Raw genomic sequence first — 26377 nt, forward strand, 5'->3', positions numbered from 1 at the left:
GCCATGCTCGGCAGGGGCGTTACCGGGAAAGCTCCTGCCGAGCCTGGCTCGGCACGACAGGGCGCATTGCTGGGAAAGCCTCTGCCGAGCATGGCTCGGCACTACGCTCCCTCCCTTGGGCCGAAGGCCAAGGGGAGGGTTGGGGAGGGGTAAGCTCTTTGCGGACTGATGCAGTATTAGCTTCGCGGCTTACACCGCTCCTACAGGTTCACTGGGAAAGCCTCTGCCGAGCATGGCTCGGCACTACAGAGGGCATTGCTGGGAAAGCCTCTGCCGAGCATGGCTCGGCACTACAGAGGGCATTGCTGGGAAAGCCTCTGCCGAGCATGGCTCGGCACTACGCATCACGCTGTGCCAATGCGTGCCAGCAGTAGGCCGGCCAGCACCACCGCGATGGCGACCACTGCCGCCAGCGCGAGCAGCCAGCCGCGCCTGCGCTGGCGTTGGGTCGCGCTGATCGCGGCGTTGAACATGGCCACGCGCTGCTGCTCGCTGGCCGCTATGACGGCCTTGGCTTTGGCCGAGCCCTCATCGGCACCAAGCCGCCCAGCCTTGATGTCCTCGGCAATGACTTCCAACTGCTGCATCACTTCCAACTGCAGCTTCTGCAGTTCCAGTGCGGTGTGGTTGTGATTGGACAAGTGGGAACCCTCGCGGTTGGGATCAGGCAGAAGGAGACTGCAAGGCTTGCCGGATCACCCGTGACAGGATCGCCGGGTCCTCGGCCGACAGGTGCTGGCCCAGCCGGACCAGCCCCACGCCGAAGCCGGCCATCACCAGCCCCGGTATTGCTGTGGCCATCTGCAACGAGCTCTGCTGGCCAAGCTGCAGCACGCTCACAACCGTCCCCAACAGGCAGAAGCCGATCCAGAACGACAGGAACACGATGACCAGCAGCGGTGGCGCAAATACGCCCCGCAGTTCGCAGCCCTGCGTGCTGGCAACGAAGCGGCCACGGAAATGGGGTTTGAACGAGTTGCGCATGGCGCGGCGGTGATACAGCAGCACCCGGTCCGCATCCACCGAGCCGGCGATGGTGCCGGTGGCGGTGATGTTGCCGCGTGCGGTGGTCGCGCGCAGCGCCTGCACGGCCTGTTCGCGCGACAGCGGGCTGCTGTAAACGGCGGGTAGGCGTGGGAACAACCAGGTCCACAGAGACATGCGTTCTATCGTTGCCGGGCAGGACACGATAGCTGTACACGCGGGCGCTGGCTATTGCAGGCTGCTACCTGTAGCGCGCATGGCTTTCCTGATCAGGGCGGTGATCTTCTTCTCGACTTCGGGCGTAAGTTCGGCCAGCGCATACGCGGTGGCCCACATCGGGCCGTCATCCAGCATCGCGGTGTCGTTGAAACCCAGGGTGGAATAGCGCGAGCCGAATTTGCTTGCCCCCTGGAAGAACACCAGCACCTTGCCGTCGCGCGCATAGGCGGGCATTCCGTACCAGGTCTTGGGCAACAGCGACGGTGCGGTGGCGGTCACGATGGCGTGCAGGCGCCGCGCCATCTGTTGCTCGGCGGCGGGCATTTCGGCGACCTTGGCCAGCAGCTCGGCTTCGCCATCGGCCTTCAGCTTGCCGGTCTTGGCCTCGGCCTTGAGCTCGCGCGCACGCTCCTTCATCGCCGCCTGTTCTGCGGCGGTAAATCCACTGGATTTGGCTTTGGATTTGGAGTCGGGCATGGCACTGGCTCGGGCGGGCGGAGTTCGGTTTATACCGTGCGGTGAGCGGATGTGTGTGAAACGCAGGCCGGTGCTGATCAGTCAGGCTGGCCGAGTTCGCGTTCGATGCGCCGGTCCGGAATCAGCCACAGCAAGGCGGCGATGGCATACAGCGCCTGCCCCAGATGCACTTCGACAAAGCTCAGCGCGATGCCGCTGATATACAGCAGGGGCGACAACTTGCCCTTCCAGTCGCCGCCCAGCGCATGCCGCAGGCGGGAGTTCTCGCCATCGGCGACGACGATGCGCCGCTGCAGGATCCAGTAGGCAATCGCTGCCCCCAGCAGGATGCAGCCGTACAACGCAGTGGGCAGCGGCTGGGTGTTGTAGTCGTCCATCCAATGCGTGGCGAAGGGCAGCAGCGACAACCAGAACAGCAGGTGCAGGTTGGCCCACAACACGCTGCCGGTGACCTTCTGGCAGACCTGCAGCAGATGGTGGTGGTTGTTCCAATAGATGCCGACGTAGACGAAGCTCAGGATATAGCTGAGCAGGGTGGTCAGTAGCGGCCGCAGCGCGTCGAGCGAAGCACCCTCCGGTGGCCGCATCTCCAGCACCATGATGGTGATGATGATGGCCAGTACGCCGTCACTGAATGCCTCAAGTCGCCCCTTGCCCATCGTCCGCTCCTGGCGGTTTGCCGCCGCTGTCTGGGGCGAAACCTAGCACGCCGGACTGTGCTGGCGATGTGTTTGTGCTGCGGCCGGAAGGCAGGGCCGGTGGCGGCGCGGTACTGCCGGCGGCGGTGCGGCTTTCAGTGCGCCATCTGCAGGACGATCTTGCCGATATGCTGGCCGCGCTCCATCCACGCATGCGCCTGTGCGGCGCCGGCAAGCGGGAACACCTTGTCGATCAGCGGCGGGCGGATCTTGCCAGACTCGATCAGCGGCCATACCTGCTGGCGCAGCTGTTGGGCGATGACGGCCTTTTCGCCGACGCTGCGCGGGCGCAAGGTCGAGCCGCTTACCGAGGCACGCTTCTGCATCAGCGTAAGCAAGGGAAGCATGACTTCCGAGCCCTGCTGCAAGCCGATCTGGATGATGCGCCCGCGCATGTTCAGCAGCTCAAGATTCCTGGCGAAGTACGAACCGCCGATCATGTCCAGCACTACATCCACGCCCTTGCCATCCTGCAGGCTGCGCACCTGCTGGACGAAATCATGCGTGTTGTAGTTGATGGCGTGGTTTGCGCCCAGCCGCAGGCAGGCCTGGCACTTCAGCTCGCTGCCGGCGGTGACGATGACCCGCGCACCAAAAGCGTGGGCGATGGCGATGGCAGTGATGCCTATGCCGCTGCTGCCGCCATGGATGAGGATGCTTTCATCCGCGCCCAGGTTGCCGGCCATGAACAGGTTCGACCAGACGGTGAAAAATGTCTCCGGCAATGCGCTGGCTTCCAGCAGCGACAGGCGGGCAGGAATGGGCAGGCATTGCGTCGCTGGCGCGGTTGCATATTCCGCATAGCCGCCACCGGCCAACAAGGCGCAGACCTGCGCACCCACGCGTGGCCATTGCACGCCGGCTGCCGCCCGGACCACGGTGCCGGCGACTTCCAGTCCCAGTGTTTCCGACGCGCCGGGCGGCTGTGGATACAGGCCGCGCCGTTGCAGCAGGTCGGGGCGGTTGATGCCTGCGGCCGCGACGCGGATCAGTACCTCGCCGCTGCGCGGTCTCGGCGTTGGCCCGCGTGCAATTTTTAGATTGTCGGCATCGCCAGTTGCCGACAGCTGGATCAACTGCATCGTGCCGGGGATCTTCATCGTGCCTGCGACAGCCTGAGAGTCGAAGGCTTCGACAATAACGTTCGCCTCTGTTCACAGGCACGAACGTGCATATGAATTTATCTGCTGAGCGCGGGCATGTGCGGTCTGGATTGCAGTGGAACTGCCGGCCCATCGCCGGCTGGGTATGGAGGATTCCCCGAAGGATCAATACGCGCACAGCCCCGTGCAATCGGGATCACTCATGGCCTTGATGATGGTCTCGATATCCGGGCGGCTGTCAGCTGGCGCGTCGGCAAGAATGGCTGTGGCGGCCTCGACGATCTGTTGCCGCGTCGGCAATTGCAGCGCGGACGCAAATATCGGCGAACTCTCCGCCATTGCCCGCAGTACCCGCCTGCGATAGCTCGGCGCCAAGGCTTGGTTGCCTATGCTGCTCAGGTTGCCGGCATAGGAATTCACCAGACCACCACGCAGTTGGTGCAACCCGGCCAGGCGCACGGGTGTAAGTTCCTGTGGTGGCAAGTCGGCCATGAATGTTGTCAGGGGTTGGATCTGCGTGGCCAGACAGCGCAGCAGAAAGGGGTGCAGGCGTTCCAGCTCCTGCGGGAATGACATGATGTTCGCTTCCATCAACGAGACCATCTGCCTCGCGATGTCTTCTGCGGTTGCCTGGGGGGCAACATGTTCCTTCAATCCCGATAACGCATAGGCCATCGAGACGCGGTTGGCCTGCCCGCATATTTCCATCAGCTGGCCGATGTTGCCGGCGTCGTAAACCTGTGATTCCAGGAACCGATCACTGTCGGAAAGGACTTCAAGCAGTGCACGCGTCTCAGGCTCGGTGATGCGGGGCATATCCCCCTTGGCGGCGCTCTGTGCGATGCGCTCCTGCATCTTTGCACCGGCCTCCATGTAGGCGGCGTGGGGGTTTGCTGGTACTTGCCCGATGGCCTGCGACGCAGCAAGGCTGAGGCAGGCGGTGGTAAGGCAGGTGAGCAGGGACTTCATGTCAGGTAGGTCCAGAAGGTGGCGGCGACAGATGACTGCGGCCGGTGCCGAGCGGCCGCAGCGATAGCCCGGCGGTGCGGCGTGATGCGAAACCAGAAGCCCGGCGGATGCCGGGCTTCTGCTGATCGCGAGTGTTGGCCGATCGATTACTCGATCGGCTGTTCCAGCATCAGCTGCCGGGCGAAGCGCACCGGCGGCGCGCCGTAGGACAGGATCTGGTCGTGGTAGGCCTTCAGGTTGAAGTTGGCGCCCTGCTTGTCCTGCACTGCCTTGCGGGTGTCGAAGTGCTCCTGCGCACCGACGAAGTAGGTCGGCAGCTGGGCCGAGGTGAGCTGTGCGCGCACCCACTTGCCCGAGGCTTCGCTTTCCTGCTGGAAGGCGTCGTGGATCATCAGGTGCATCGCCTGCTCACGCGTCCAGTTGTCCACGTGCACGCCCTGGTCAAGGATGGCGTTGGAGATGGTGCGCAGGTAGAACTTCAGCTGCACCAGGTGGAACAGCGGGTCGTTATCCAGGTAACCCTGTTCCTGCATCATGCGCTCGGTGTACACCGCCCAGCCTTCGGCAAACAGGCCCGAGCGAAGCACCGCACGCAGCGTCGACGGGAACTTGCCCGAATGCCAACCTTCCAGGTAATGGCCCGGGGTGCCTTCGTGGATGGACAGCAGGTGGATCATGCGGCTGTTGTATTCGCGCAGGAAGGAATCCACCTGCTTGTCGTTCCAGTCGTCCGGAATCGGCGAGACCGCGTAGAAGGTCTTCAGGTTCTTGTCCAGCGGGCCCGGCGAGTCGCAATAGGCCACGGCCACACCGCGCTGGAATTCCGGCATCAGGATGATGTCGACCGGCGCGTCGGGCAGGGTCATCAGGTCGTGCTTGCGCACGAACTCGGTGGACTGGTCCAGTGCCGCCTTGGCATCGTCCACGACTTTGTCGCGGGCCGGCTTGTCGGCATAGGCCAGTTCCAGTGCGGCTTCGATCGCCTTCTGCTGCTGGTCATCGGTCGGGTTGGCCGGCATTTCCGGCGCGCCCGGCTTGTCCTTCAGCACCACCTGGGCGATGCCGTACATGTCCTTGCGCACACGGCTCAGTTCGGCGCGGGCGCGCTCGCCGATCTCGGCGCGCGACAGCGAGGAGTTGAGCGAGAACTTGAGCTTCTGGTCGTACTTTTCCGCGCCGATGCGGAACTCGCCCTTGGCGTTGGGCACCAGGGTCTTGTCCAGCCAGGTCTGCTGTTCTTCCACCGCCTTGGTGAGGTTGGCGATGGCGGTCTTCAGGCGCTCCTGGTCAGCGGCTTCAAGTTGGCCGATGTTCGGCACGATGAAGGTTTCAACCAGGCTGAGGATGCCGCGGTTCTGCTTGGACACGGTCTCGGCATGGATCTTCGGCACGCGAGCCGGGTCGAGGTTGGCGCGGGCCGCGGCGAAGATCTGCGGGATCTGCTCGATGCGCGCGGTGGCCGACTTCAGGCGTTCGGGCAGCGGTGCGAACTCACGCGCCATCAGGCCATAGATGGCGCTGCCGGCCAGTCCGTTATAGACCTGCGGGTCCCACTTCCAGGACTGCATGGTTTCGTTGGACCAGATGTCGGACTGCAGCTGGTTGCGCAGGATCGCGGCATCCACCTGGTTCTCGCGGCCGAGCTTGCTGACGTCGAGCTTGTCCAGTTCGGCGAGCAGGGCCTTGCTGGCCTCCAGGCTCTTCTGCTGGCCGGCGGCGCTGAGGTCATCGAGCTGGCTGTCGTAGCGGTGGTCACCGATCTGGGTAGCGCTGACTGGGGACAGCTGCATCCAGGTGTCCAGTGCCTTCTTCGACAGCTCGGCGAACTGGGCGTCGGCCTGGGCTTGGCCAGCCTGCTCGGTGGAGGTGGACGGAGCGGTCGGGGCCTCGCCGCTCTGGCAGCCGGCAAGGCTGGCGAGCAGGGCGGCGGCGAGCAGGTGCTTGCGCATCGGTGATCCTGTTACTGAGGGAATCGACGAGCATAGGCGGAGCCGGCCGTTGCCGCACATGCCGTTGGTTGGTGGCAGCTTGCCGACCCGGGCGGTTGGGCAGCGCCGAACCCTGCGCCAGGTGGACGCAGCGCCACCGCAAAATCGGCTCAAATTCATGTAGCCCGGGTAAGCGCAGCGCACCCGGGGAGGTGGCCCGGTGCAGGAACTACAACCCCGGGTGCGCTGCGCTTACCCGGGCTACAGCGCCCTGCACAAAAATTTAGCCTTCGTATTCAGCCATGTCGTTATGCTGCCGCCACTCCATTCCGGAAACAGGGAAGCATGAAGCAATTGCACGGAAGTACCTTGGTCTTGGCACTGGGCGCGCTGCTGGCGCTGGCAGGCTGCGCCAAGCACGAGATGTCGGCCGAAAGCGCGGCCGTTGCCGCCGATGCGGTGCAGTCGCCAGAGGGCGCCTTCCTGGCCTACGAGCACACGGTGCAGCTGCAGCTGCCGGGCAAGGAGATTGCCCCGCGGGTGAAGGCGGTGGCCGATGCCTGCCAAAGCGCGAAGTACGGTGACTGTGCGGTGCTCAACGTCTCCCAGCAGGGCGGCGATACGCCGAGCGGCCTGATCAAGGTGCGCGTCGCGCCCAAGGGCGTGGAGCCGCTGATCGCGCTGGCCAGTGACAAGGGCGAGGTGACCACGCGCAATACCGAGGCCGAGGATCTGGCGCAGCAGGTTGCCGATACCCAGCTGATGCAGGACCGGCTCAAGGCCGAGCATGCGCGGCTGATCGAGTACCAGCAGCGCCGCGATCTGGCGGTGGCGGACCTGCTGACGATTTCGCAGCGTCTGTCGGAGATCGAAGCCGGTCTGCAGCAGGCCAACCGTGATTCGGCGCAGCAACACCGTCGCATCGATACGCAGCTGGTGACGATCAACATCGAATCCACCAACAGCCAGCGCAACCGCAGCGAGATCGGTCAGGCGTTCGGCGACTTCGGTGAGATCTTCACCACCAGTCTGGCGTATGTGATCCGCATTGCCGCCGGATTGTTGCCTGTGCTGCTGGTCGGCGGCATGCTGGCGTGGTTGCTGCGGCTGTGGTGGCGCCGCCGCAAGAAGAAGTAATCCTCGGCTTTGTGGGAGCAGCGTAAGCCGCGAAGCCGATGACCTGAAACGGTGTCAGCTTCGCGGCTGACGCCGCTCCCACAAGGGCCTGCATCAGCCGTGCAGATGCAGCTCCGGAATGCGCTTCTCATGCGCGGCAAACAGTTCCTGGAACTCTTCCTCGTTGAACTCATCGGGCAGATAGACCGCCACCTGGCTGCTGACGCCATTGGCATCCACCCGCTCGCGCGGACCCGCGCGCAATGACACTTCGCGATCCTTCCAGGTAGCGACCCACGGGGTTTCATCCCATTGCGTCACTTCGGCGTTGTCTGCATCCCAGATAACAACAATCGTAAACATGGCGTCTCAACTCTTCAGAGGGCGGTGTTCGCTGGTGATGACTGCACCTTCGCTCATCACCTTGGTGACAGGTGTACGGCTGGCAACATCCAATAACCGGTCCCATTGTTCGCGGCTCAGCGCGCCGGTCGCGGAAAGAATGCGATGCACCTGCAGCTTACCGGCTTCATCGCGGCTGGATGTAAGCTCGGCGTTGAGTTGCCCCAGCTCCCAGCCTTTTTTCTCTGCATACATGCGCAGGGTAATGGCGGTACAGGCGGCCAGTGATGCGAGGTACAGATCGAACGGTGCCATCCCCGCATCCTTGCCGCCCAGGCGCGGCGGCTCGTCGGCCAGCAGCGTATGCAGGCCGTTGCTGATGCGATGGGCGTAGTTGTCGGCGGTTGACTCGATGGTGACCTGGGCCATGGCGAATTCCTGTGCAATGAGCCATCAAAGTAACTGCAGATCGCCGATGGCGGTAGTTGCTGTTTATTGCCCTCATTGTCCCACTGCCTGAACGATGACGGTTTGAAAGAGACGCGCCGAAAGTCAGCCCGTAACCACCGCCGTGGCATTGCTGTGCCGGGCTGCCAGCGCATCTTCCAACACCTGCGCAACGGCGGTCGTCAGCATCTTGGGGGCGATGAAGTGGCGATGCACGGGGTCGACGACTGCCATGTACAGGTGCCCGAATGGGTTGTAGCAACGCACGCGTGTGGACAGGCTGAAAACGATCTGGTCGTGCTGGCGACGCACCGCGACACAGGAGCGGAACTGCAGGTGGCGATCATCGGCCCCCAGCAACACCTGCTGCGCGTCTGCACTGCCGGCGCTGGCCAATACCGGGAAGCGCTGTGCAAAGCGTTGCCCGGGTGTGTCGTTCAGCAGCGACGAAACCGGACAACCCAGCGGCGATGTGCGCAGCCGAAGTGGACGCGCCAGCAAGTTGCGCAGACGCATCAGGCCGCTGATGCTGCTGGCGGGTTGGTTCATGAAGGCTGTCAGCAGCAGTACCAGCAACTGCTCGGTGCCAATGGCAGGAAGCCAACGCTGATCGATCTGCAGTTGCACACAGTCCTGGTGATGGTAGTGCGGCAGTTGCGCGGCCAGCAGTGAATCGTCCGGCAGCGCGCGCAGGCTGCGTGCCTGCAGTGGCGGCAGTCCGTGGCGGGCACTGCCGGAGCGTGGAAAGCGCTGCAGCAGCGCCTGCCGCAGCCGGCCGACATGGTGGCGAAGCGGTGTGCAGGCTGCAGCTGCCCAGGCATGGCCGGGAAGTGGATCGAAGCCGAGCATGTGGGTTGGTACTGCCGGACTGTAGGGCGTGGCGTGCCGCAGTGTGTGCCGCAAGGCTTCGGGCATCAGCTCGGTCAGGCTGGCAAGATCGGCGTCGCCGCGCATGACCTGCGCATGCAAGTCCTTATCCAGTGCGCCGCCGGTTTCGTCGGGGTGACAGGACACCGCGAACAACGCCGGGTGCCTGCCATTGCCATGCAGTGGCTGGAACTGATGCCAGGTATTGGCAGCCATGCGCACGGTGAACAGGCAATCTGCAGGCACTTCGACATGCTGCAGACCGGCGAGCGCTGCTTCGGTGCTGCCCAGGCGCGTATCGGCGGGGATGAAACGCAGACGCGCGCCACCGCTGCCACTGATTGCGGTGAACAGACGTGGTGCCGCATGCCGGTGGAAAGGATGGCCGTTGCCACCGACGGAGAACGTATACAGCGCAGCAGGGTCGCCTGCGTCCAGGTCAGGTGCGGACAGCCGTGCGGAGGGCTCATCCAGGGCGTCATTGAAGTGCGGGTGGCGGGCCTGCAATGCACCGGCACTCAGTGCCAGGGAGTCGCCAGCGCCTACGCCCAGTTGTGTCAGCAGCGTGACTTCCACTACACGACGGCCATCGGCGGTGGTGATTGATGCATGGGGGAAACTGCGTTCACGGCGGCTGCGACTGCGGTCCATGCGGGGCCTCGGTGTGCTCAGGTAGCGGGCTTGGTCTTGCGCTTGGCGTTGCTTCGCGATTCGCGCTGCAACGGGCCGGCCGTTGGGCAAACCTCGAAGGCGAAGCGGCTCAAGGTATTGACAAGGTTGTCTGGGGTAAGCCGGTAGAAAACAAACTGGCCGCGACGCTCGCTGATGACCAGGCCAGCGGCCGCAAGAACGGAGAGATGGCGCGAGATGGCCGGTGCGCTCATCGCGAAGCGCTGACCGATTTCTCCGGCGGTGAGTTCCTGCGCCGACAGATAGGCCAGAATCTCCCGGCGTGGGCGCGAGGCAAGGGCTTCAAAAATCTGGTCGGCAGGCATGGTAAATCAATTAACTAATTCGTTAATTAATTAATTGCATGAATAACCCGCCACGTCAAGCGACACAAATGTAGTGCCGAGCCATGCTCGGCAGAGGGATTACCGGTAAAGCCCCTGCCGAGCATGGCTCGGCACTACAGGTACGGTGGCCGGCTTACTTGATGATCCGCACCGGCAGCGGAATGTTGCACAGGTCGATATGGCCAGCCGCGCGCTTGTAGAAGCCGTCGACGCGATTGCGGCGCGCTTCCACCGCATCGGCGAAGGTCTTGGAATCGGTGCGCAGCACCTGCAGTTTCACCCGTTGTGCTTCCGGCAACTCGCTGGCCAGGGTGATCGCCTTGATCGGCGTGCGCTGCGCGGCGTCCTCATAGAAGCCCATCGGCTCGGGTCCACGCGTGATCGTGCTGAGCAGCTCCATGCCCTTGAGCACGCGACCAACCAGGGTGATGTTGCGGTCCAGCTGGCGTGGTGATTGGCCGGTAACCACATAAAGCTCGGCGCCCAGGCTGCTGTCTTCATCATTGTTGCGGCCTGCGCCGACGGCGCCGTAGCAATGCGCCAACCAGGCGTTCTGGCCATCACTGCCCACAGCGAAGTCGCCGACAAAACCGGTCTTGGCGGCCCAGCCATCGCGGTCGGGCAGGGCAGTGAATTCCAGGCCGGCAACGGGGCGCTGGAACTCCGCCGGCAGATGGGATTTGGCGCTGCCCATCGACTTGGCCTTGGCCGCATCGTCGGCATCGGCATCGCCGAACTGGACGACGAAGTTGTCCTGCGAGCGGTAGATGCTCAGGCCATCCCAGAAGTGCTGCTTGGCCAGGGTGCGGATATTGCCTGCGTGTTCGGGCGCGAACTGGGGCGCCAGTTCGATGATGACGCGGCCGCCTTCCAGGTCCATGTACACGGTGTTTTCGGCGGCCGGGGTGTGCCAGTCACTGGCCGGCGCGGCGTCGATGATCTCCTGCGCGCTGCGGTACTTGGCGGGGGCGTCAGCGGCCAGCAGCGGCAGCGGGGACAGCGACAGGGCCAGCGCGAGCAGGCAGGGACGTAGCGTCATCGGGCGCATTCCAGTTGGGTGTGGCCTGATTCTGCGCGATTGCGCAGCGTGCCTGCCAGCGCCATGACGGCGGTGGGGGTGACTACCGGCACATTCGCTATAGCGAACTAAACACTAGTGTTTGCTTCAGGCTAGTCGGCAGGAGTGAAGGCCATGACTGAATTGGATGCGCATCTGCGCAAGTTCCAGAAGGAATTGAGCACAGGCACGGTGTCGCTGGCATTGCTGGCGGTGTTGGCCAAGGCCCCAGAGCCGCTGTACGGCTATCTGATCGCCAAGGAGCTGGAGCGGGTTGGCGATGGGGTGCTGAGCGGCAAGCAGAGCGCGCTGTACCCGGTACTGCGCAACCTGGAGGGCGCCGGCCTGCTGGAGAGTTATGTCGAGCCATCGGTGGCGGGACCACCGCGGCGCTACTACCGCATCAATGACGACGGTCGCGCCGCGTTGCGGCAATGGATCGCTGCCTGGAACGCCACCCGCGACTCGGTCGAGTCGGTACTGGAAGGAATCAAGTGATGAATACCGAATACAACGCACGAGCGCTGCCCACGACCATCCCCGAGTACCTGGAGCAACTGCGTGCTGCCTTGGCTGGCGCGGACCCGGCAATGATCCAGGATGCGCTGTACGACGCCGAGGAGTACCTGCGTTCGGAGCTGGCCGAACAGCCGGGCAAGGGCGAGGCCGAAGTGATTGCCGGGGTAGCCGGCAGCTATGGCGCACCCGAGGAAGTTGCGGAGATCTACCGCGAGACCGAAGTGACGGTGAACCGTGCCTTGCGCACGCCGCGTCCAGCGGCGCGGCCGGCTCCTGCGCCTGAAGCGGCGGCAGCACAGTCCGCTGACTCGTCTGCGGAGCCCCTCGCAGCTGCGCCGCTTCGCGAGCCTGCGCCACGCTCCCTGGTAGCGCGTTTCTTCGGTGTGGCGATGGACCCGCATACCTATGGCGCGCTGTTCTACATGCTGTTGTCACTCGCCACCGGCACGTTCTTCTTCACCTGGGTGGTGACCGGTTTGTCACTGTCGGTATCGCTGCTGATCCTGATCATCGGCATCCCGATCCTGCTGTTGTTTCTGGGCTCGGTGCGGGTGTTGTCGCTGGTCGAAGGGCGCCTCATCGAAACCATGCTGGGTGTGCGCATGCCGCGCCGCCCGGCCTATACGGACCGGAGCCAGGGTTGGCTGCAGCGCATCGGTGCGATGTTCTCGGATGGGCGCACCTGGCTGACGATGCTGTACTTCGTGCTGATGCTGCCGCTGGGGATTCTGTACTTCACCCTGGCAGTAACCTTGCTGTCGACGTCGTTGGCGCTGGTATTCGCACCGCTGGTGGCATTGCTGACAAATTTGCCGGTTGGGATATGGATCGACGGCGTCAATGTCGGCACTCCGTTCTGGATGTGGCCGGTGTCGGTGGGTGCAGGCGTGTTGCTGCTTTTCGGCACCCTGCATCTGGCGCACGGTATCGGCAAGCTGCACGGGGCGATGGCCAAGCATCTGCTGGTGCGGCTGTAAGCAAGCTGCAGTGAGTGAATGCAGACGAGGGCGCCGCCGGCGCCCTCGTTTTTTTGTAGTGCCGAGCCATGCTCGGCAGAGGCCTTCCCGGTAACGCCCCTGCCGAGCATGGCTCGGCACTACCGGTGCCAGCCCCTCTCCCGTTTACGGGAGAGGGGTTGGGGTGAGGGCGGCTTTTTGGGCGTTACCGGTAAGGCCCCTGCCGAGCATGGCTCGGCGCTACGGCTTGTCAGCGTTGGGCGCGGCGGCGCAGCGGGGTGACGTTGCTGCTGGCTTTCTTTGGTTTCTTTGCCGCTGGCTGCGTGGACTGGGCGCTGAAGAAGTCGCGCATCTTCGGGTACACCACTTCGCGCCAGCGGCGGCCGCTGAAGATGCCGTAATGGCCGGCGCCTTCTACGATGAAATGGTCGCGGCGCGAGGCCGGGATACCGGTGCACAGTGCCTGCGCGGCTTCGGTCTGGCCGAGCCCGGCGATGTCGTCCAGCTCGCCTTCGATGCTAAGCAGGGCGGTGTCGCGGATTGCCGACGGGTCGACGTGCTCACCGCGCACATACCACTCGCCGCGCGGCAGCAGGAACTCCTGGAACACCACGCGGATGGTGTCCAGATAGAACTGCGCCGGCATGTCCAGCACTGCGTTGTATTCGTCGTAGAAACGGCGATGCGCGTTGGCATCGTCCAGATCGCCCTTGACCAGGTCGGTATAGAAATCCCAGTGCGACATCAGATGGCGGCTGGGGTTCATCGACATGAAACCAGCGTGCTGCAGGAAGCCCGGATAGACGCGGCGGCCCTGGCCCGGATACGGCGCCGGAATGGTGTGGATGACGTTGTTCTCGAACCACGACATCGGATTGCGAGTGGCCAGATTATTGACCGCGGTCGGGCTGCAACGGGCATCGATCGGGCCGCCCATCATCACCAGCGAACGCGGCGTGGCTTCGCCACGGCTGGCCATCAACGACACCGCAGCAAGTACCGGCACAGTCGGCTGGCAGACGCTGACCACGTGCACGTTGTCGGCGCCGAGGTGGCGGATGAGCTCCTGCACGTATTCGATGTAGTCGTCCAGGCCGAACTCGCCCTGTTCCACCGGCACCATGCGCGCATCGACCCAGTCGGTGACGTAGACGCGGTGGTCGCGCAGCAGGGTGCGCACGGTATCGCGCAGCAGCGTGGCGTGGTGGCCGGACAGCGGCGCCACCACCAGCACGATGGGCTGTGCCAGCAGGGCTTCGACCTTGGAGGTTTCGTTGCTGTGGCGCTTGAAGCGCAGCAACTTGCAGAACGGCTTTTCGACCTCGGTCAGCTGGGCGATAGGCACGATCTCGCCATCAAGTTCCAGCTCGTGGATGCCCCATTCGGGCTTCTCATAATCCTTGCCGAGGCGGTGGAACAGCTCGTTCATCGCCGCAAAGCGATCAGCGCCCGGCATCGACGACCACCAGTGGCCCGAATTATTGAAGAACGCCGCATTGGCCTGCGCCTGGTGAACCCAGGGCGCAAGCAGATTGCGGGTCAATTCATGCAGTTGATAAAGCATGACGTCCCAATATGTACAGTCATATGATGCTGTGCAGCATAGCGCACTATCGCAGAGCGGGCGTTAAGCAGGTATCGGCCTTTAGTCGGAGCTTTCCAGGGCGGCGATGTCCTCGCTGAACGCCGGCGCCAGCCAGCAATGCGAGCCGACCGCGCGGAAGCCCACCTCGCGCAGCTGCCGCCTGTACCAGCGGGCAGGGCGCTGCTGGAAACCTTCATGGTCGCCATGGAACTCGTCCTCGGCGGTGAACAGCTCCAGGAAGGCGACCCCGCCGCACAGCTCGGCCAGACCGGGCAGGCCTTGGCGCAGCTCACGGTTTGGCACGTAATGGATCACGTCCGAGCAGACCAGCAGGTCCACCGGCGCGCAGGGCCGCAGCCATTGGAAGTCGCCGAACCTGGCCAGGTGCAGGTTGCGGGTACGGCCATAGCGGCGCACCGCATACTCGCTGCTGTCAAAGCCCATGTACTGCAGCTTGGGCCGCAGCTTCAGCAGGGGCGCGCGCCAGGCCGCTTCGCCGGCGCCGATATCGAGCACGCTGCGGATCGGGCGCTCCAGGTAATACTCGGCCGCGGCCACGGCCAATTGCACCTTGCGCGCCAGGCGCGCCGGGCCGCCGATATCGTCGCGGCGGTACCAGCGTTGGAAGTAGTCGGCGTCGTACTGCTTGTCCTGCATGTGCGTGTCTTGTGCGGATGGGCGAAAATGGCGCTCATCCTACGCCGCCGATGGAGCCAGCGCATGCAGTCGTACTTTTGGGTAAAAACCTTCCACCTTGTTTTCGTGGTGGCGTGGATGGCGGCGGTGTTCTACCTGCCGCGGATCCTGGTCAACATCGCCGAGGCGGCGGGCCAGCCGCCGGTGGTGGAGCGCCTGCAGTTGATGGGCAAACGCCTGTATCGCTTCGGCCACGTGATGTTCGGCATTGCCTTCATTCTGGGGCTGGTGCTGTGGCTGGGCTACAAGGTGCTGCCGGAGTTCCCGACCATGGTGGCGCCGGGCGCTGCCGGTTGGCTGCATGCCAAGCTGGGCCTGGTGGTGCTGCTGCTGGTGTATTTCACCTTCACCGGCCGCTGGTTGAAGGGGACCATCAAGGGCAAGGCCTTGCCGTCCTCGGGCGCGCTGCGCTGGTTCAATGAGCTGCCGCTGGTGCTGTTCATTGCGATTGTGTATCTGGTGCTGGCCAAGCCTTTCTGAGTTTTTTTGGGGGGCTGCGAAGATCAAAAACACCCCTCCCAACCCTCCCCTTGGCTGCGCCAAAGGGAGGGCTCAAGCTCTGCCCCCTCCCTTGCGCGTAGCGCAGGGGAGGGTTGGGGAGGGGTAGGCTTCAAGCGCTACCGCCCCCGCAATGCCTCTGCGAACTGCGCATAGGCAAACACATCGTTGTGAGCGGCCTCCGCGATGGTTACTTCCTGCGCCACGCCGGGCTGGAATTGCTGCAGCAACCGCAACGAACTCGCATTCGGAATCACTTCGTCCCTGCCGGCGATGATCAGCGTGGTGGGCGCGCTGATCCGCGCTGCGTGACGCCATGAATCGTAGTGATCGCGTAACAGCAGGCGCACCGGGAAGGCCGGGAACATGCGCGCAGCCAAGCCGCCGATGCTGTCGTAAGGCGTGATCAAGACCAGGCGTTGAACGGGGCGCGCAGCAGCGAGTTGTACGGCGACGCCCGAGCCCAGGCTGCGGCCAACCACGACAATGTCGTTTGCTTGGGCGTTGCTGGTGCCGTCATAGAGCGCGAACGCATCGCCAACAAGTGTGGCTTCGGTCGGTGAGCCGCTGCTGCCACCATAGCTGCGGTAGTGCATGGCATGGATGGCGGCTGCGGGAAATGCCTGCTGCAACATAGGCAGCGCCTGCGAGACGTCTTCGGCGTTGCCGCCGAAATACAGTACGAGCTGGGTGCTGTGCTGTCGGTTGCTGGACACGATGATGTCCGCATCGCCGCGTGGCAGGGTCCAGTGCGGTACATCGGCAGTGCGCGGTGCCGGGTGGTAAAGCATGCCGCGTGCATTGAAGGCGAGCAAGGCGCAGGTGATCAGGTACGTGCTGGCAAGCAGGCTGATGACGATCAACAGGATTTTCAGGCTGGTGATCATGCTGCTTGACCTCGCCGGGGAGGGGGGAAGGCAGGTGATGCGGTCCGTTTGCCTATCGCGTCGCCACAATCCGATGCCAGCGCGCAGGCGCCGGAGACGTTTGTAGGAGCGGCGTCAGCCGCGAAGCAAGTACATCATCAGATGGCATGGGTGCCAAGGGCTTTGGTAGGGTCAGCTTCGCGGCTGACGCCGCTCCCACAAGCCAACAGGAGGGCTCAGCCCGCCGGCGCCAGCTGCCGTAGTTCCTTGCGTGCGGCATCGATCCAGGTGCGTTGCGCCTGCTGGTAATAGCGTGGCGAGGTTTCGGCACGGTCGAGGATGTTCTGCAGCTGCTTGGCAGCATCATCGTCGCGGCCGGCGCGTTTGAGCAGCAGGGCATAGCGCAGGCGTGCTTCCTCACCCGGGTAGCCACCGATCAGTGCTTCGTACTCGTGCACGGCAGCCGCGATGTCAGCACTGTCTTCCACCGTGCGTGCGTACAGCAGGTGGCCGTCATGCGAGCGGAAACTGGGATTGGCGGCGATCAGCGCTTCAAGCGTTCTGCGCGCCTGTGCTGGCTGTTGCAGGCCGTACTGGGCTTGGGCCAGGCCCAGCATCAGGTCGGGGTCTTCGCGGTGCAGCCCGCGCAAGGCACCTTCGTACAAAGCCGCGGCCTCGGCGTATTCGCCACGGCCCAGGTGTTCCTGGGCCAGGCGCATGCGGTTGTCGGGTGTATCGGATACGCGCAGGCGCTGGCCAGCCGCACGCTTGCTGCGCTGCGGGTCGATCTGGTCGCGGACCTGGCGCAGGCCGCGGCGTGCGCTGGGGTTGTTGCGCAGCTCAGGCAGTACTTCGGCGATGAAATAAATCAGCACCGCCAGGTACGAAAAGACCAGCAGGATGAAAACCCAGTACAGCGGCCGCCCGGTGCGCACGACGTGTACGCAGCAGGCAACCTGCAGGACCAACGAAAGCAGAATGATCGGACTCATCCCTGTGTCCCCGATGTGGAAGCGGCTCAGGCCGCTTCGTAGGCACCGTAGCTGCGCAGGCGGGTATAGCGCCGTGCCAGCAGTTCCTCGACCGACAGCTTCTCCAGCATGTCCAGCTCATTGAGCAGCACGGCTTTCAAACGCTTGCCCATCTGGGTCGGGTTGCGATGCGCGCCGCCGATCGGCTCGCGGATCACCTTGTCGACCAGGCCCAGGCTCTTCAGGCGCGGGGCGGTCATGCCCAGCTGTTCGGCGGCATCCTTGGCCTTGCCGGCGTCCTTCCACAGGATGGAGGCGCAGCCTTCCGGGCTGATGGTCGAGTAGACGCTGTATTCCAGCATCAGGGTACGGTCGCCCACGCCCAGTGCCAGCGCGCCGCCGGAGCCGCCTTCGCCGATCACGGTGCAGATCACCGGCACCTTCAGCTCGGCCATTTCCATCAGGTTGCGGGCAATGGCTTCGGACTGGCCGCGCTCTTCGGCATCGATACCCGGCCAGGCGCCGGCGGTGTCGATCAGGGTCAGCACCGGCAGGCCGAAGCGCTCGGCCATCTTCATCAGGCGCAGCGCCTTGCGGTAACCCTCGGGCTTGGGCATGCCGAAGTTGCGGCGGACCTTTTCCTTGGTGTCGCGGCCTTTCTGGTGGCCGATCAGCATCACCGAGCGGCCGCCGATACGGGCCAGGCCGCCAACAATGGCCTTGTCGTCGGAGAAGGCGCGGTCGCCGGCCAGTTCCTGGAACTCATCGCAGAAGATGCGGATGTAGTCGAGCGGGTAGGGGCGCGACGGGTGGCGGGCCACCTGCAGCACCTGCCACGAGGACAGGTTGCGGAAGATCTGGGCAGTACGCAGGCGCAGCTTGTCTTCCAACGCCTTGACCTCGGCATCGACATTGACCGCCGGCCCAGCGCTGGCATTGCGCAGGTCCTTGATCTTGGATTCCAGATCGGCGATGGGTTGCTCGAAATCGAGGTAATTCGGATTCATCGGAAACCGTCAGCAATGAAAGGGGGGAAGTGTAGCCGAACGCGCCGTATCAACCCGTACGCGTCCGTCCGGACAATCAGTTGGCCCAAGGCGGGCTGTACTTGACCTTGACCCGGCGTACGGCCGGATCTTCACGCAGGGCGTCCAGCAGTTTGGGCGTGACCCGTACCGAGCCGCTGCTACCCAGGTCCAGCATGCCGGCGATGCTGCCCGGCTTGCCGTTGAGCAGCAGGTCCAGCCGCAACGGCGTGCGGCCGGGGCGGTGCGCCGCCAGCAGCGCGTCGATACGCTGCCAGATCGGGCCGCCACGGCCATCGACGCGCATCGACAAGCGCAGGGCGTGGTCGGCGCAGAGCTGCTCGTAGTCCCAGCACTGGCGCATGCGTAGGGCATAGCCGCCATTGAACTCGTCCTCGCGCAGGCCGCCCTTGACCACCAGGATGCGGTCCTTGGTCATCAGATGGCCAAACTCGGCCAAGCCATCGGAGAACGCGCTGCATTCAACCCGGCCCTTGCCGTCTTCCAGCGTCACAAAGACCTGGCTGTCGCCCTTGCGGCGTACACCAATGACCATGCCGGCCAGGATCACCGGGGATTCCTGGCGCCAGGCACGCTTCTCGCCGTCCTTGGAGGGGAAGGCTGGTGCAATCAGCTTGTCCAGGCCGCCGAGGTCGGTGCCGACCAGTTCCTTGACGTCATCGGCATACGGGTCGAACGGGTGGCCGCTGAGATAGAAGCCCAGCGTTTCGCGCTCGCCGTTGAGCAGCTGTGCCAGCGGCCATTCCTTGCTCTCGGGCAGGTCAAGCTGGCTGGCGGTGGTGACCGGGTCCGGTGCGCCGAACAGCGAGTTCTGCCCGGAGGCTTTTTCGCGCGCGATCTGCTCGGTGGCCTTGATCACCTCCGGCAGCTGCAAGGCCAGGGTTGCGCGGTTCTTGCCGACGCCGTCGAAGGCGCCGCAGTTGATCATGGCTTCCAGCGTGCGCCGGTTGAGCTTGCCCGACTCCACGCGCGCGCAGAAATCCAGCAGTGAGGCATATTCGCCGCCGCGCTCGCGTTGTTCGACCACGGCTTCGCACGCGCCCTGGCCGACGCCCTTGATCGCACCCAAGCCGTAGCGGATGGTGTCGGCGTTGGCCGCCTCGAACATATAGGCCGAGTCGTTGACGCGCGGCGGCAGCACGGTCAGGCCGAGGTTCTTCACCTCGGCCAGGAAGCCCACCACCTTGTCGGTGTTGTCCATGTCCGAGGACAGCGTCGCGGCCATGAACTCGGCCGGGTAATGACGCTTGAGCCAGGCGGTCTGGTAGCTGACCAGTGCGTAGGCCGCAGCATGCGACTTGTTGAAACCGTAGCCGGCGAACTTCTCCATCAGGTCGAAGATTTCGTCGGCCTTGGGGCCGTCGACGCCGCCGGTGGCCGCACCTTCGCGGAAGATCTCGCGGTGCTTGGCCATCTCCGCCGGCACCTTCTTGCCCATCGCACGGCGCAACAGATCGGCGCCGCCCAGCGAGTAGTTGCCGACGATCTGTGCCATCTGCATCACCTGCTCCTGGTACACCATGATGCCGTAGGTGTCTTTCAGGATGGCTTCGGTGCGCGGATCGGGATAGATGATTTCTTCCTGGCCGTGCTTACGCGCGTTGAAGGAGGGAATCAGGTCCATCGGGCCGGGACGGTACAGCGACACCAGCGCAATCAGGTCTTCGAAGCGGTCGGGCCGCGCGTCCTTCAGCAGGCGGCGCATGCCCGAGGATTCGAACTGGAACACTGCACCGGTATTACCGTTGGCGAAGATGTCCTTGTAAGTCGGGGCATCGTCGAGCGGGATGTGGGCGATATCGACCGGCGGAATGCCGGCGCGCTCGTGGCGCTTGTTGATCGCCTTCACCGCCCAATCAATGATGGTCAGCGTGCGCAGGCCGAGGAAGTCGAACTTCACCAGGCCCACTTCTTCGACGTCGTTCTTGTCGAACTGGGTGACTGGATTGCGGCCGATGCCGCCTTCGTCATGTTCGGCGTACAGCGGGCAGAACTCGCTCAGCGGCTCCGGCCCGATCACCACGCCGCCGGCATGCTTGCCGGCGTTGCGGGTCAGGTCTTCCAGCTGCAGGGCCAGATCGATCAGGTCGCGGACGTCGTCTTCGGATTCGTAGCGCTGGATCAGCTCGGCCGAGGCCATTTCCGAATTCGCGCCTTCCTTGCCCTTGCCCAGTGCATCCTTCAGGTGGATGCCCAGGATGTTGGGAATCAGCTTGGAAACGCCATCGACCAGGCCGTACGGGAAGCCCAGCACGCGGCCGGTATCACGCACCACTGCCTTGGCCGCCATGGTGCCGTAGGTGATGATCTGGCTGACGCGCTCGCGGCCGTACTTGCGCGCGACGTAGTCGATCACCTCGTCGCGGCGGTCCATGCAGAAGTCGATGTCGAAGTCGGGCATCGACACGCGTTCGGGGTTGAGGAAGCGCTCGAACAGCAGGTTGTAGGGCAGCGGGTCCAGATCGGTGATCTTCAGCGCCCAGGCCACCAGCGAGCCAGCACCGGAACCACGGCCGGGGCCGATCGGAATGCCCTGGTTCTTGCCCCACTGGATGAAGTCGGCAACGATCAGGAAGTAGCCGGGGAAGCCCATCTTGATGATGGTGTCGAGCTCGAACTCCAACCGCGCGTTGTAATCCTCGCGGGTCATGCCGGCCGCCAGCGGGTGCACCTGCAGGCGTTCTTCCAGGCCGTCGCGCGAGATCTTCTGGATCCAGGTGTCCAGGGTCTGATCGTCGGGCACCGGGTAGTTGGGCAGGAAGTAAGTGCCCAGCCGCATCTCGACGTTGCAGCGCTCGGCCAGCGCCAGCGTGTTGTCGATGGCGTCGGGGATGTCGGCGAACAGCTCGCACATCTGTTCCGGCGTTTTCAGGTATTGCTCGCGGCTGTACTCGCGCGGCCGTTTGGGGTCGTCGAGCACGCGGCCGGTGGAAATACAGACGCGCGCTTCGTGCGCCTCGAAATCATTGGGCGACAGGAAGCGCACATCGTTGCTGGCAATCACCGGCAAGCCACGTTGGCCGGCAGCCATCAGCGCGAACTGGTTGAAGGCTTCTTCACCATCGCGCTTGGTGCGGGTCAGTTCCAGATGCAGGCCATCGCCGAATACGCGCTGCCAGTCGGCGAGCTGCTGCTCGGCCAGATCGTGGCGGCCCTCGGCGGCCAGGCGCCCGGCCAGGCTGTGGCGGCCGGCCAGTGCAAACAGGTTCTTGCAGCCGTCCTTCAGCCATTGCGGATGCACGGCGACGCCGCCTTCGTTGCGGTGGCCTTCCATCCACGCGCGGGTCAGCAGCCGCGACAGGCTCAGATAGCCTTCGCGGTCGCGGCACAGCAAGGTCATGCGCCAGGGGTCCTGGCCTTCCTCAGCAATGAGCAGGTCGGCACCGGCGATGGGCTTGATGCCCACGCCTTCGGCGGCCTTGTAGAACTTGACCAGCGCGAACAGGTTGTTCAGGTCGGTGACCGCCAGCGCAGGCGCCTTCATTTCGACCGAACGGCTGAGCAGGTTGGGTTGCTTGGCCTTCTTCGGATCAGCCTGATCCGGTTTGGCGGGCACGCGGATGGTGGAGTCCACCATCGAGAATTCGGTGTGGACGTGGAGATGGACGAAACGGGAAGAAGTAGACATGCGGGGCCAGAGTTATGCCGATGCAGGGTAGCGACGGGGGCGGGGTGGGGCAAGGCTTGACATGCCCCGCCGCGCTCGCCGGCCCGGCGCCTGGCCCCTGCCAGCAGGCCGCCAGCCTTGCGCCGGCGTTGGCGGCAGTGCCGGCAACGCCCGGCCCGTGGGGCCCCAGCATGCGCGCGGTCGTTCTGGCTGGGGCCGGAGGGTGTTGCGGTCAGTGGATGCGGAAGTAGGTAAACGGTTCAGGTGCATAGCTGCCTTCACGGACCCTGCGCTGGTGCTCATGCAGCCGGGCTTCGATCTCACGCAGCTCCAGCCAGCTGCTGCGGTTGAAGGTGATCGCATCGTCGCTGCGGCCCTGGCGTTCGGCCTCCAGGTGGCGCAGGCGCTGGTAGTCGACGAAGTTGGCGACCTCGGTGGCCAGTTTCGGCCAGGCGGTGTCGATCACGATGGCCAGGTCCAGATGGCCTACGCCCGGGACGGTGTCGGGGATCAGTTGCCGGCTGGCATGAAGATAGGCAACCACCAGCTTGAGTTCGCGGCTGATATCGGCGTTGGGCTCCCAGTCGCGGTCCTGCAGCAGCTGTTCCAGCAGATGGGCGTGCCGTATCCGCTGCTGGATGCACGGCGACGGCACGTCGCCTGAGGCAACGTCGTTCAGGCTGCGGGCGGCGGTGGCCAGCTGGTCGGTCTGCAGCGGCGGTTGCGCGCGGCCCAGCAGCGCCAGGAAGCCGTTGAAGTATTCGACTTCACGCGGAACCAACAAATAGTCGTTGACGTGATTGCGGCGGTGCGGGACGCCGGACGGGAACCGGTCCAATACCTGCGGCAGCGGAAGGCGGGAGTCGGGGATGGCGTACATGGTGTTGCTCCTGCGGGGGGAGGGGCGTCCGTGAAGGTGGGACGCAGCGCCAGCATCCGCTTGGGCGTAGCATTGGTCATGATGGCAGGCGGAGCCTTCAGACAGTCATTGCGCTGGTTTCTGAGGAATTCATGAGGGCTTGCCGATGGGTGCGGTCGAAGACCCTGGTGACACAGGTCAATTGCTCCATCGCTATCGTTTTGACGGCATCGTGGTGGACACGGTGGCGCATACGCTCAGCCGTGACGGCAAGTTCCTGTCGGTGGAGCCCAAAGCGTTCGCGGTGTTGTTGCTGCTGCTTCGTCACGCCGATGAATTGCTGGTGCGCGACCAACTGCTTGATGCGGTCTGGGGCCACCGACATGTCACTCCGGGCGTACTGACCCGGGCCATCGCCCAGTTGCGTTCCGCGCTGGATGACCATTCGCACGAGCCGCGCTACATCCAGACCCAACATGGCTTGGGCTATCGCTTCATCGGCACCTTGCTGCCGCCGGAGCCAGCCGCTGTCGAAGCCTCGGCTGCGCCGCCGGTCGCCGATTCAGATGTGGCCGGTGCCGACGCCACGACTGAGTTGAATGCGGAGGCCACCGCCGAAGCGGACCCGCCGCGCGAACCGTTGCCACGGCACCGGTTTCTGCAATGGTGGCGGGAGGCACCGCGGCTGTCGTTGCCGACGTGGCTGCGGTCGCGGGCATTGCTGATCGGCGCCGGCTTGCTGTTGCTGATGCTGCTGGTCGCTGCAGTTTGGTGGTGGAGCCGCAGTCCGGTGGTGGCCGGTGCTTCCATCGCGGTCATGCCATTCAGCAGCCTCAGCGATGATGCGGCCGATCGCTATTTTGCCGACGATCGCTATTTTGCCGATGGGCTGGCGGTGGAGATGCACGATGCGCTGACCAATGTGCCCGGCTTGAAAGTGGCAGCGCGGCAGCTCACCGCCGCGGGCAATGGCGACGCCGAAGGCGACGATGTGCGGCGGATCGGGCAGCGGCTGGGAGTGGCGACCTTGCTCGATGCGAGTGTGCGCCGCGAGGGTGGGCGGGTAAGGATCAGTGCGCGGCTGTCCGATACGAATACCGGTTTCACCCTGTGGGCGGAAACCTATGATCGCCAGATCAATGATGTGTTCGCGCTGCAGGGCGAGATAGCCAACAAGGTGGTGCACGCCTTGCTGGGTCATCTGCCGGGGAAAACATCCGGGATCGCCCAGCGGCTTACCCCGACCAACGACGTCAACGCCTACGACGCCTATCTGCGTGGGCTGGCGTTGTTGCAACGCCCCGTTGGCGAGGCCGGCAATGAGCGGGCAATGGCGGCGTTTACCCAGGCGTTGGCGATCGACCCGCATTTTGCGCGAGCGCAGGCCGGCATCTGCCGCGCGCAGATCGCGCGCCTGGAAGGGGTCAGCGACGCGGAGGCGTTTACCCGCGCGCGACAGGCCTGCGCGCGGGCGCAGGCAATGGACCCGGATCTGCGCGAGGTAAGCCTGGCGATGGCGGAAATCGCCCGGGTCAGTGGCCAGAACGAACAAGCGCTGCGGCTTTACCAGCAGGTCATCGACGACCCGGCACTGCGCGCCGATGGGCTGGTCGGGCAGGCCCGCACCTATGCCGCGCTCGGCCAGGAGAAACAGGCCCTGCAGGCCTTCCAGCAGGCGATCGCGGCGCGGCCCAGCGATGCGCAGATCTTCCGCCTGCTCGGCTACCACCATTGGCTGCGCGGCGATGTGCCCAAGGCGATAGATGCGTTTGTCACCGCCACCGTGCTGCAGCCGGAGGACAGTCGCTTGTGGGGCAGCCTGGGCGGCTTGTATCTGGCCCAGGGCGACACCGTGCAGGCCGGGCACGCGTTCAACATGTCCTTGTCTATCGAGCCCAATGCCGGTGCGTTGACCAACCTCGGCACGATGAAATTCGATCATGGCGAGTACGCACTCGCCGCTGAACTGTTCCAGCAGGCAACCATGCTGGAGCCGGAAGACTATCTGCACTGGGGCAATCTGGCCGATGCGTTGGCCGCTGCGCCGGCTACCGCTGCGCAGGCGCAGGCGCCCTATCTGCGCGCGGCGCATCTGGCCCAGCAATACGTGGATGTGCGCCGCGACGATGCCTACGCGCTGGCGGTGCTGTCCTGGTACCGGGCCAATCTTGGCGAACGTGCGCGCGCGCTGGCCGATCTGCAGGCGGCGCGTACGCTGGGCACGCAGACAGCCGAGGTCGCGCTGTGGTGTGCGCAGACACTGACCCTGCTCGGCGACCGGCCTGGCGCGCATGGCTGTGTTGAGACCGCGTTGAAGCAGGGCATTCCGCAACAGCGCATCGATGCACTGCTGTCATTGCAGCGCTATGCGGCGGTAGGCAATGGAGAGCGGCGGGAGTGAACCGGTTTTTCCTGTCCGGGGCGGCGGACCTCATCGAGGAGTTGTCGTCATGAACTACAGAGTGTGGGTCTGTGTTGTTCTTTCCGTGGGTGTTGCGGCTTGCTGCACGCTGCCGGCAGCACCGCCAAGCGAGCCTGTACCGTGTCCGGCGAGCCCGCCGGCACAAATGCTCAAGCTGGTTTACGTAGACGTGGTGCTTGGCCCGGGAGGGCCGGTCATAACGCCGGAAACCTGTGTGGTACGCAGCGGAACCCGGGTGCTGTGGCGCACTGCGGAGAATGCGCTGGAGCCCTTCGAGTTGGCGTTCGCCGAGTCACCGGTGGATCCCGCACGTCAAGGCGTGGCGGGAAGTGATGGGCAGAAGGATTTCCTTTCCCAGCGCATGGGCCGGCGACAGGAAGTACTGATCACCGCCAAGGAAGTGAGCGCCGAAAGCGATATCAAATACGACGTGCGTATCGGCTCACATCACCTCGATCCAGGTATCAAGATCATGCCGCGTTGAGCGGCAAGGCGCGGCCTCAGCAAGGTTCCAGGCAGGCACGGACCGGGGCGAAACTGCGACGGTGCTGCGGGCACGGGCCATGTGCCCGCAGTGCGGCCATATGCAACGGCGTGCCATAGCCCTTGTGCTGGTCGAAGCCGTACTCGGGATGCTGCTGGTGCAGTTCCAGCATGTAGCGGTCGCGGCTGACCTTGGCCAGGATGGAGGCGGCCATGATGCTGCGGTCCAGTGCATCGCCGCCAATCAGTGCCTCGGCCGGGCAGGGCAGGCCCTTGGGAATCTTGTTGCCGTCGATGCGGGCCAAGCGCGCTACATGCGCCACGCCTTCCACCGCCAGGCGCATGCCCTGCATGGTGGCCTGGAAGATGTTGAGGCTGTCGATCTGCGCCACGTCGACCATGATGATCTTGTAGGCCAGAGCACGCTCGATGATGCGGTCGTAGAGCTGCTCGCGGCGCAGTGCGGTCAGCGCCTTGGAGTCGTCCAGGCCATTGAGGCGTGGCCGCTGTGGATCGAATACCACCGCTGCCACAGCGACGGGCCCGGCCAGTGGTCCACGACCGGCTTCATCGACGCCGGCATGCAGGCGGAATTCGGGGTCGGCGATTGCTGCGGGGGAGAACAGCGAGGCTTGCCCGATCAGCG

General features: G+C 64.4%; 26 protein-coding genes. 6 read left to right on the forward strand and 20 right to left on the reverse strand.

The features are described 5' to 3' along the window. Nucleotides 1-344 precede the first annotated feature (344 nt). From ACVOKO_RS14285 to ACVOKO_RS14315, 7 genes are all read right to left on the reverse strand, one after another. On the reverse strand, nt 345-641 hold the full coding sequence (locus ACVOKO_RS14285) for a hypothetical protein (protein WP_346499570.1): 297 nt from the start codon (nt 639-641) through the stop codon (nt 345-347). 22 nt (nt 642-663) lie between these two features. Next, complete coding sequence (locus ACVOKO_RS14290) at nt 664-1161, reverse strand: hypothetical protein (protein ID WP_346499571.1); 498 nt, start codon at nt 1159-1161, stop codon at nt 664-666. 51 nt (nt 1162-1212) lie between these two features. Next, nucleotides 1213-1680: an iron chaperone gene (locus ACVOKO_RS14295; RefSeq protein WP_346499572.1), complete on the reverse strand. Its 468-nt coding sequence runs from the start codon at nt 1678-1680 to the stop codon at nt 1213-1215. A 77-nt stretch (nt 1681-1757) separates the two neighbouring features. Continuing rightward, entirely contained in the window at nt 1758-2339 is a 582-nt protein-coding gene (locus tag ACVOKO_RS14300; protein ID WP_346499573.1) for a TMEM175 family protein, read from the reverse strand. Between the two features lie 134 nt (nt 2340-2473). Further along, the gene (locus ACVOKO_RS14305; RefSeq protein WP_346499574.1) at nt 2474-3478 is read right to left on the reverse strand and encodes an NAD(P)H-quinone oxidoreductase; all 1005 of its coding nucleotides are present in this window, start codon (nt 3476-3478) and stop codon (nt 2474-2476) included. Nucleotides 3479-3646: 168 nt separating this feature from the next. Further along, the gene (locus ACVOKO_RS14310) at nt 3647-4450 is read right to left on the reverse strand and encodes a hypothetical protein (protein WP_346499575.1); all 804 of its coding nucleotides are present in this window, start codon (nt 4448-4450) and stop codon (nt 3647-3649) included. Between the two features lie 146 nt (nt 4451-4596). Continuing rightward, on the reverse strand, nt 4597-6399 hold the full coding sequence (locus ACVOKO_RS14315) for a DUF885 domain-containing protein (RefSeq protein ID WP_346499576.1): 1803 nt from the start codon (nt 6397-6399) through the stop codon (nt 4597-4599). A 324-nt stretch (nt 6400-6723) separates the two neighbouring features. On the opposite strand from ACVOKO_RS14315, the gene ACVOKO_RS14320 reads away from it, so the two are divergent. Further along, entirely contained in the window at nt 6724-7515 is a 792-nt protein-coding gene (locus tag ACVOKO_RS14320; RefSeq protein WP_346499577.1) for a DUF4349 domain-containing protein, read from the forward strand. Between the two features lie 93 nt (nt 7516-7608). Here the strand turns inward: ACVOKO_RS14320 and ACVOKO_RS14325 are convergent, their stop codons facing one another. The 5 genes from ACVOKO_RS14325 to ACVOKO_RS14345 form a co-directional block, all read right to left on the reverse strand. Then, nucleotides 7609-7857, reverse strand: a complete 249-nt coding sequence (locus tag ACVOKO_RS14325) for a hypothetical protein (RefSeq protein WP_346499578.1) — start codon at nt 7855-7857, stop codon at nt 7609-7611. Between the two features lie 6 nt (nt 7858-7863). Then, the gene (locus ACVOKO_RS14330; protein WP_346499579.1) at nt 7864-8265 is read right to left on the reverse strand and encodes an OsmC family protein; all 402 of its coding nucleotides are present in this window, start codon (nt 8263-8265) and stop codon (nt 7864-7866) included. A 123-nt stretch (nt 8266-8388) separates the two neighbouring features. Next, nucleotides 8389-9801, reverse strand: coding sequence for a DUF2867 domain-containing protein (locus ACVOKO_RS14335; RefSeq protein ID WP_346499580.1), 1413 nt, complete (start codon nt 9799-9801; stop codon nt 8389-8391). Nucleotides 9802-9818: 17 nt separating this feature from the next. Continuing rightward, on the reverse strand, nt 9819-10145 hold the full coding sequence (locus ACVOKO_RS14340) for a metalloregulator ArsR/SmtB family transcription factor (protein WP_057628515.1): 327 nt from the start codon (nt 10143-10145) through the stop codon (nt 9819-9821). A 154-nt stretch (nt 10146-10299) separates the two neighbouring features. Next, nucleotides 10300-11205 carry a peptidylprolyl isomerase gene (locus ACVOKO_RS14345; protein ID WP_346499581.1) on the reverse strand — a complete coding sequence of 302 codons (906 nt, stop codon included), beginning with the start codon at nt 11203-11205 and terminating at the stop codon, nt 10300-10302. A gap of 153 nt (nt 11206-11358) precedes the next feature. On the opposite strand from ACVOKO_RS14345, the gene ACVOKO_RS14350 reads away from it, so the two are divergent. Both ACVOKO_RS14350 and ACVOKO_RS14355 read left to right on the forward strand, forming a co-directional pair. Further along, nucleotides 11359-11721, forward strand: a complete 363-nt coding sequence (locus ACVOKO_RS14350; protein ID WP_346499582.1) for a PadR family transcriptional regulator — start codon at nt 11359-11361, stop codon at nt 11719-11721. Beyond that, the gene (locus ACVOKO_RS14355; RefSeq protein WP_346499583.1) at nt 11721-12719 is read left to right on the forward strand and encodes a sensor domain-containing protein; all 999 of its coding nucleotides are present in this window, start codon (nt 11721-11723) and stop codon (nt 12717-12719) included. Before ACVOKO_RS14350 ends, ACVOKO_RS14355 begins: the two co-directional genes overlap by 1 nt. A 229-nt stretch (nt 12720-12948) precedes the next feature. Here the strand turns inward: ACVOKO_RS14355 and ACVOKO_RS14360 are convergent, their stop codons facing one another. Next, entirely contained in the window at nt 12949-14262 is a 1314-nt protein-coding gene (locus tag ACVOKO_RS14360; protein ID WP_430980790.1) for a polyhydroxyalkanoate depolymerase, read from the reverse strand. 81 nt (nt 14263-14343) lie between these two features. Next, complete coding sequence (locus tag ACVOKO_RS14365; protein WP_346499584.1) at nt 14344-14940, reverse strand: class I SAM-dependent DNA methyltransferase; 597 nt, start codon at nt 14938-14940, stop codon at nt 14344-14346. Between the two features lie 63 nt (nt 14941-15003). On the opposite strand from ACVOKO_RS14365, the gene ACVOKO_RS14370 reads away from it, so the two are divergent. Further along, nucleotides 15004-15459 (forward strand): CopD family protein, encoded by a 456-nt coding sequence (locus ACVOKO_RS14370; protein WP_346499585.1) that lies wholly within the window; start codon nt 15004-15006, stop codon nt 15457-15459. Between the two features lie 137 nt (nt 15460-15596). Here ACVOKO_RS14370 and ACVOKO_RS14375 read toward each other — a convergent pair whose 3' ends face one another. From ACVOKO_RS14375 to ACVOKO_RS14395, 5 genes are all read right to left on the reverse strand, one after another. Continuing rightward, nucleotides 15597-16364 carry an alpha/beta hydrolase gene (locus tag ACVOKO_RS14375; RefSeq protein ID WP_346499586.1) on the reverse strand — a complete coding sequence of 256 codons (768 nt, stop codon included), beginning with the start codon at nt 16362-16364 and terminating at the stop codon, nt 15597-15599. 215 nt (nt 16365-16579) lie between these two features. Then, nucleotides 16580-17335, reverse strand: coding sequence for a tetratricopeptide repeat protein (locus ACVOKO_RS14380; protein ID WP_346499587.1), 756 nt, complete (start codon nt 17333-17335; stop codon nt 16580-16582). A gap of 26 nt (nt 17336-17361) precedes the next feature. Next, the gene (locus ACVOKO_RS14385) at nt 17362-18321 is read right to left on the reverse strand and encodes an acetyl-CoA carboxylase carboxyltransferase subunit alpha (RefSeq protein ID WP_346499588.1); all 960 of its coding nucleotides are present in this window, start codon (nt 18319-18321) and stop codon (nt 17362-17364) included. Nucleotides 18322-18397: 76 nt separating this feature from the next. Further along, nucleotides 18398-21988, reverse strand: a complete 3591-nt coding sequence (dnaE, locus tag ACVOKO_RS14390) for a DNA polymerase III subunit alpha (RefSeq protein ID WP_346499589.1) — start codon at nt 21986-21988, stop codon at nt 18398-18400. A gap of 211 nt (nt 21989-22199) precedes the next feature. Next, nucleotides 22200-22847 (reverse strand): hypothetical protein, encoded by a 648-nt coding sequence (locus tag ACVOKO_RS14395; protein WP_346499590.1) that lies wholly within the window; start codon nt 22845-22847, stop codon nt 22200-22202. A 145-nt stretch (nt 22848-22992) separates the two neighbouring features. Here ACVOKO_RS14395 and ACVOKO_RS14400 point away from each other — a divergent pair, with 145 nt between their 5' ends. Both ACVOKO_RS14400 and ACVOKO_RS14405 read left to right on the forward strand, forming a co-directional pair. Then, on the forward strand, nt 22993-25227 hold the full coding sequence (locus ACVOKO_RS14400; RefSeq protein ID WP_346499591.1) for a winged helix-turn-helix domain-containing tetratricopeptide repeat protein: 2235 nt from the start codon (nt 22993-22995) through the stop codon (nt 25225-25227). 166 nt (nt 25228-25393) lie between these two features. Then, nucleotides 25394-25732, forward strand: coding sequence for a hypothetical protein (locus tag ACVOKO_RS14405; protein WP_346499592.1), 339 nt, complete (start codon nt 25394-25396; stop codon nt 25730-25732). A 16-nt stretch (nt 25733-25748) separates the two neighbouring features. Here the strand turns inward: ACVOKO_RS14405 and ACVOKO_RS14410 are convergent, their stop codons facing one another. Further along, nucleotides 25749-26375: a ribonuclease HII gene (locus tag ACVOKO_RS14410; RefSeq protein ID WP_430980792.1), complete on the reverse strand. Its 627-nt coding sequence runs from the start codon at nt 26373-26375 to the stop codon at nt 25749-25751. Between the last annotated feature and the right edge of the window lie 2 nt (nt 26376-26377).

This window comes from Stenotrophomonas sp. STEN240, assembly GCF_056756175.1.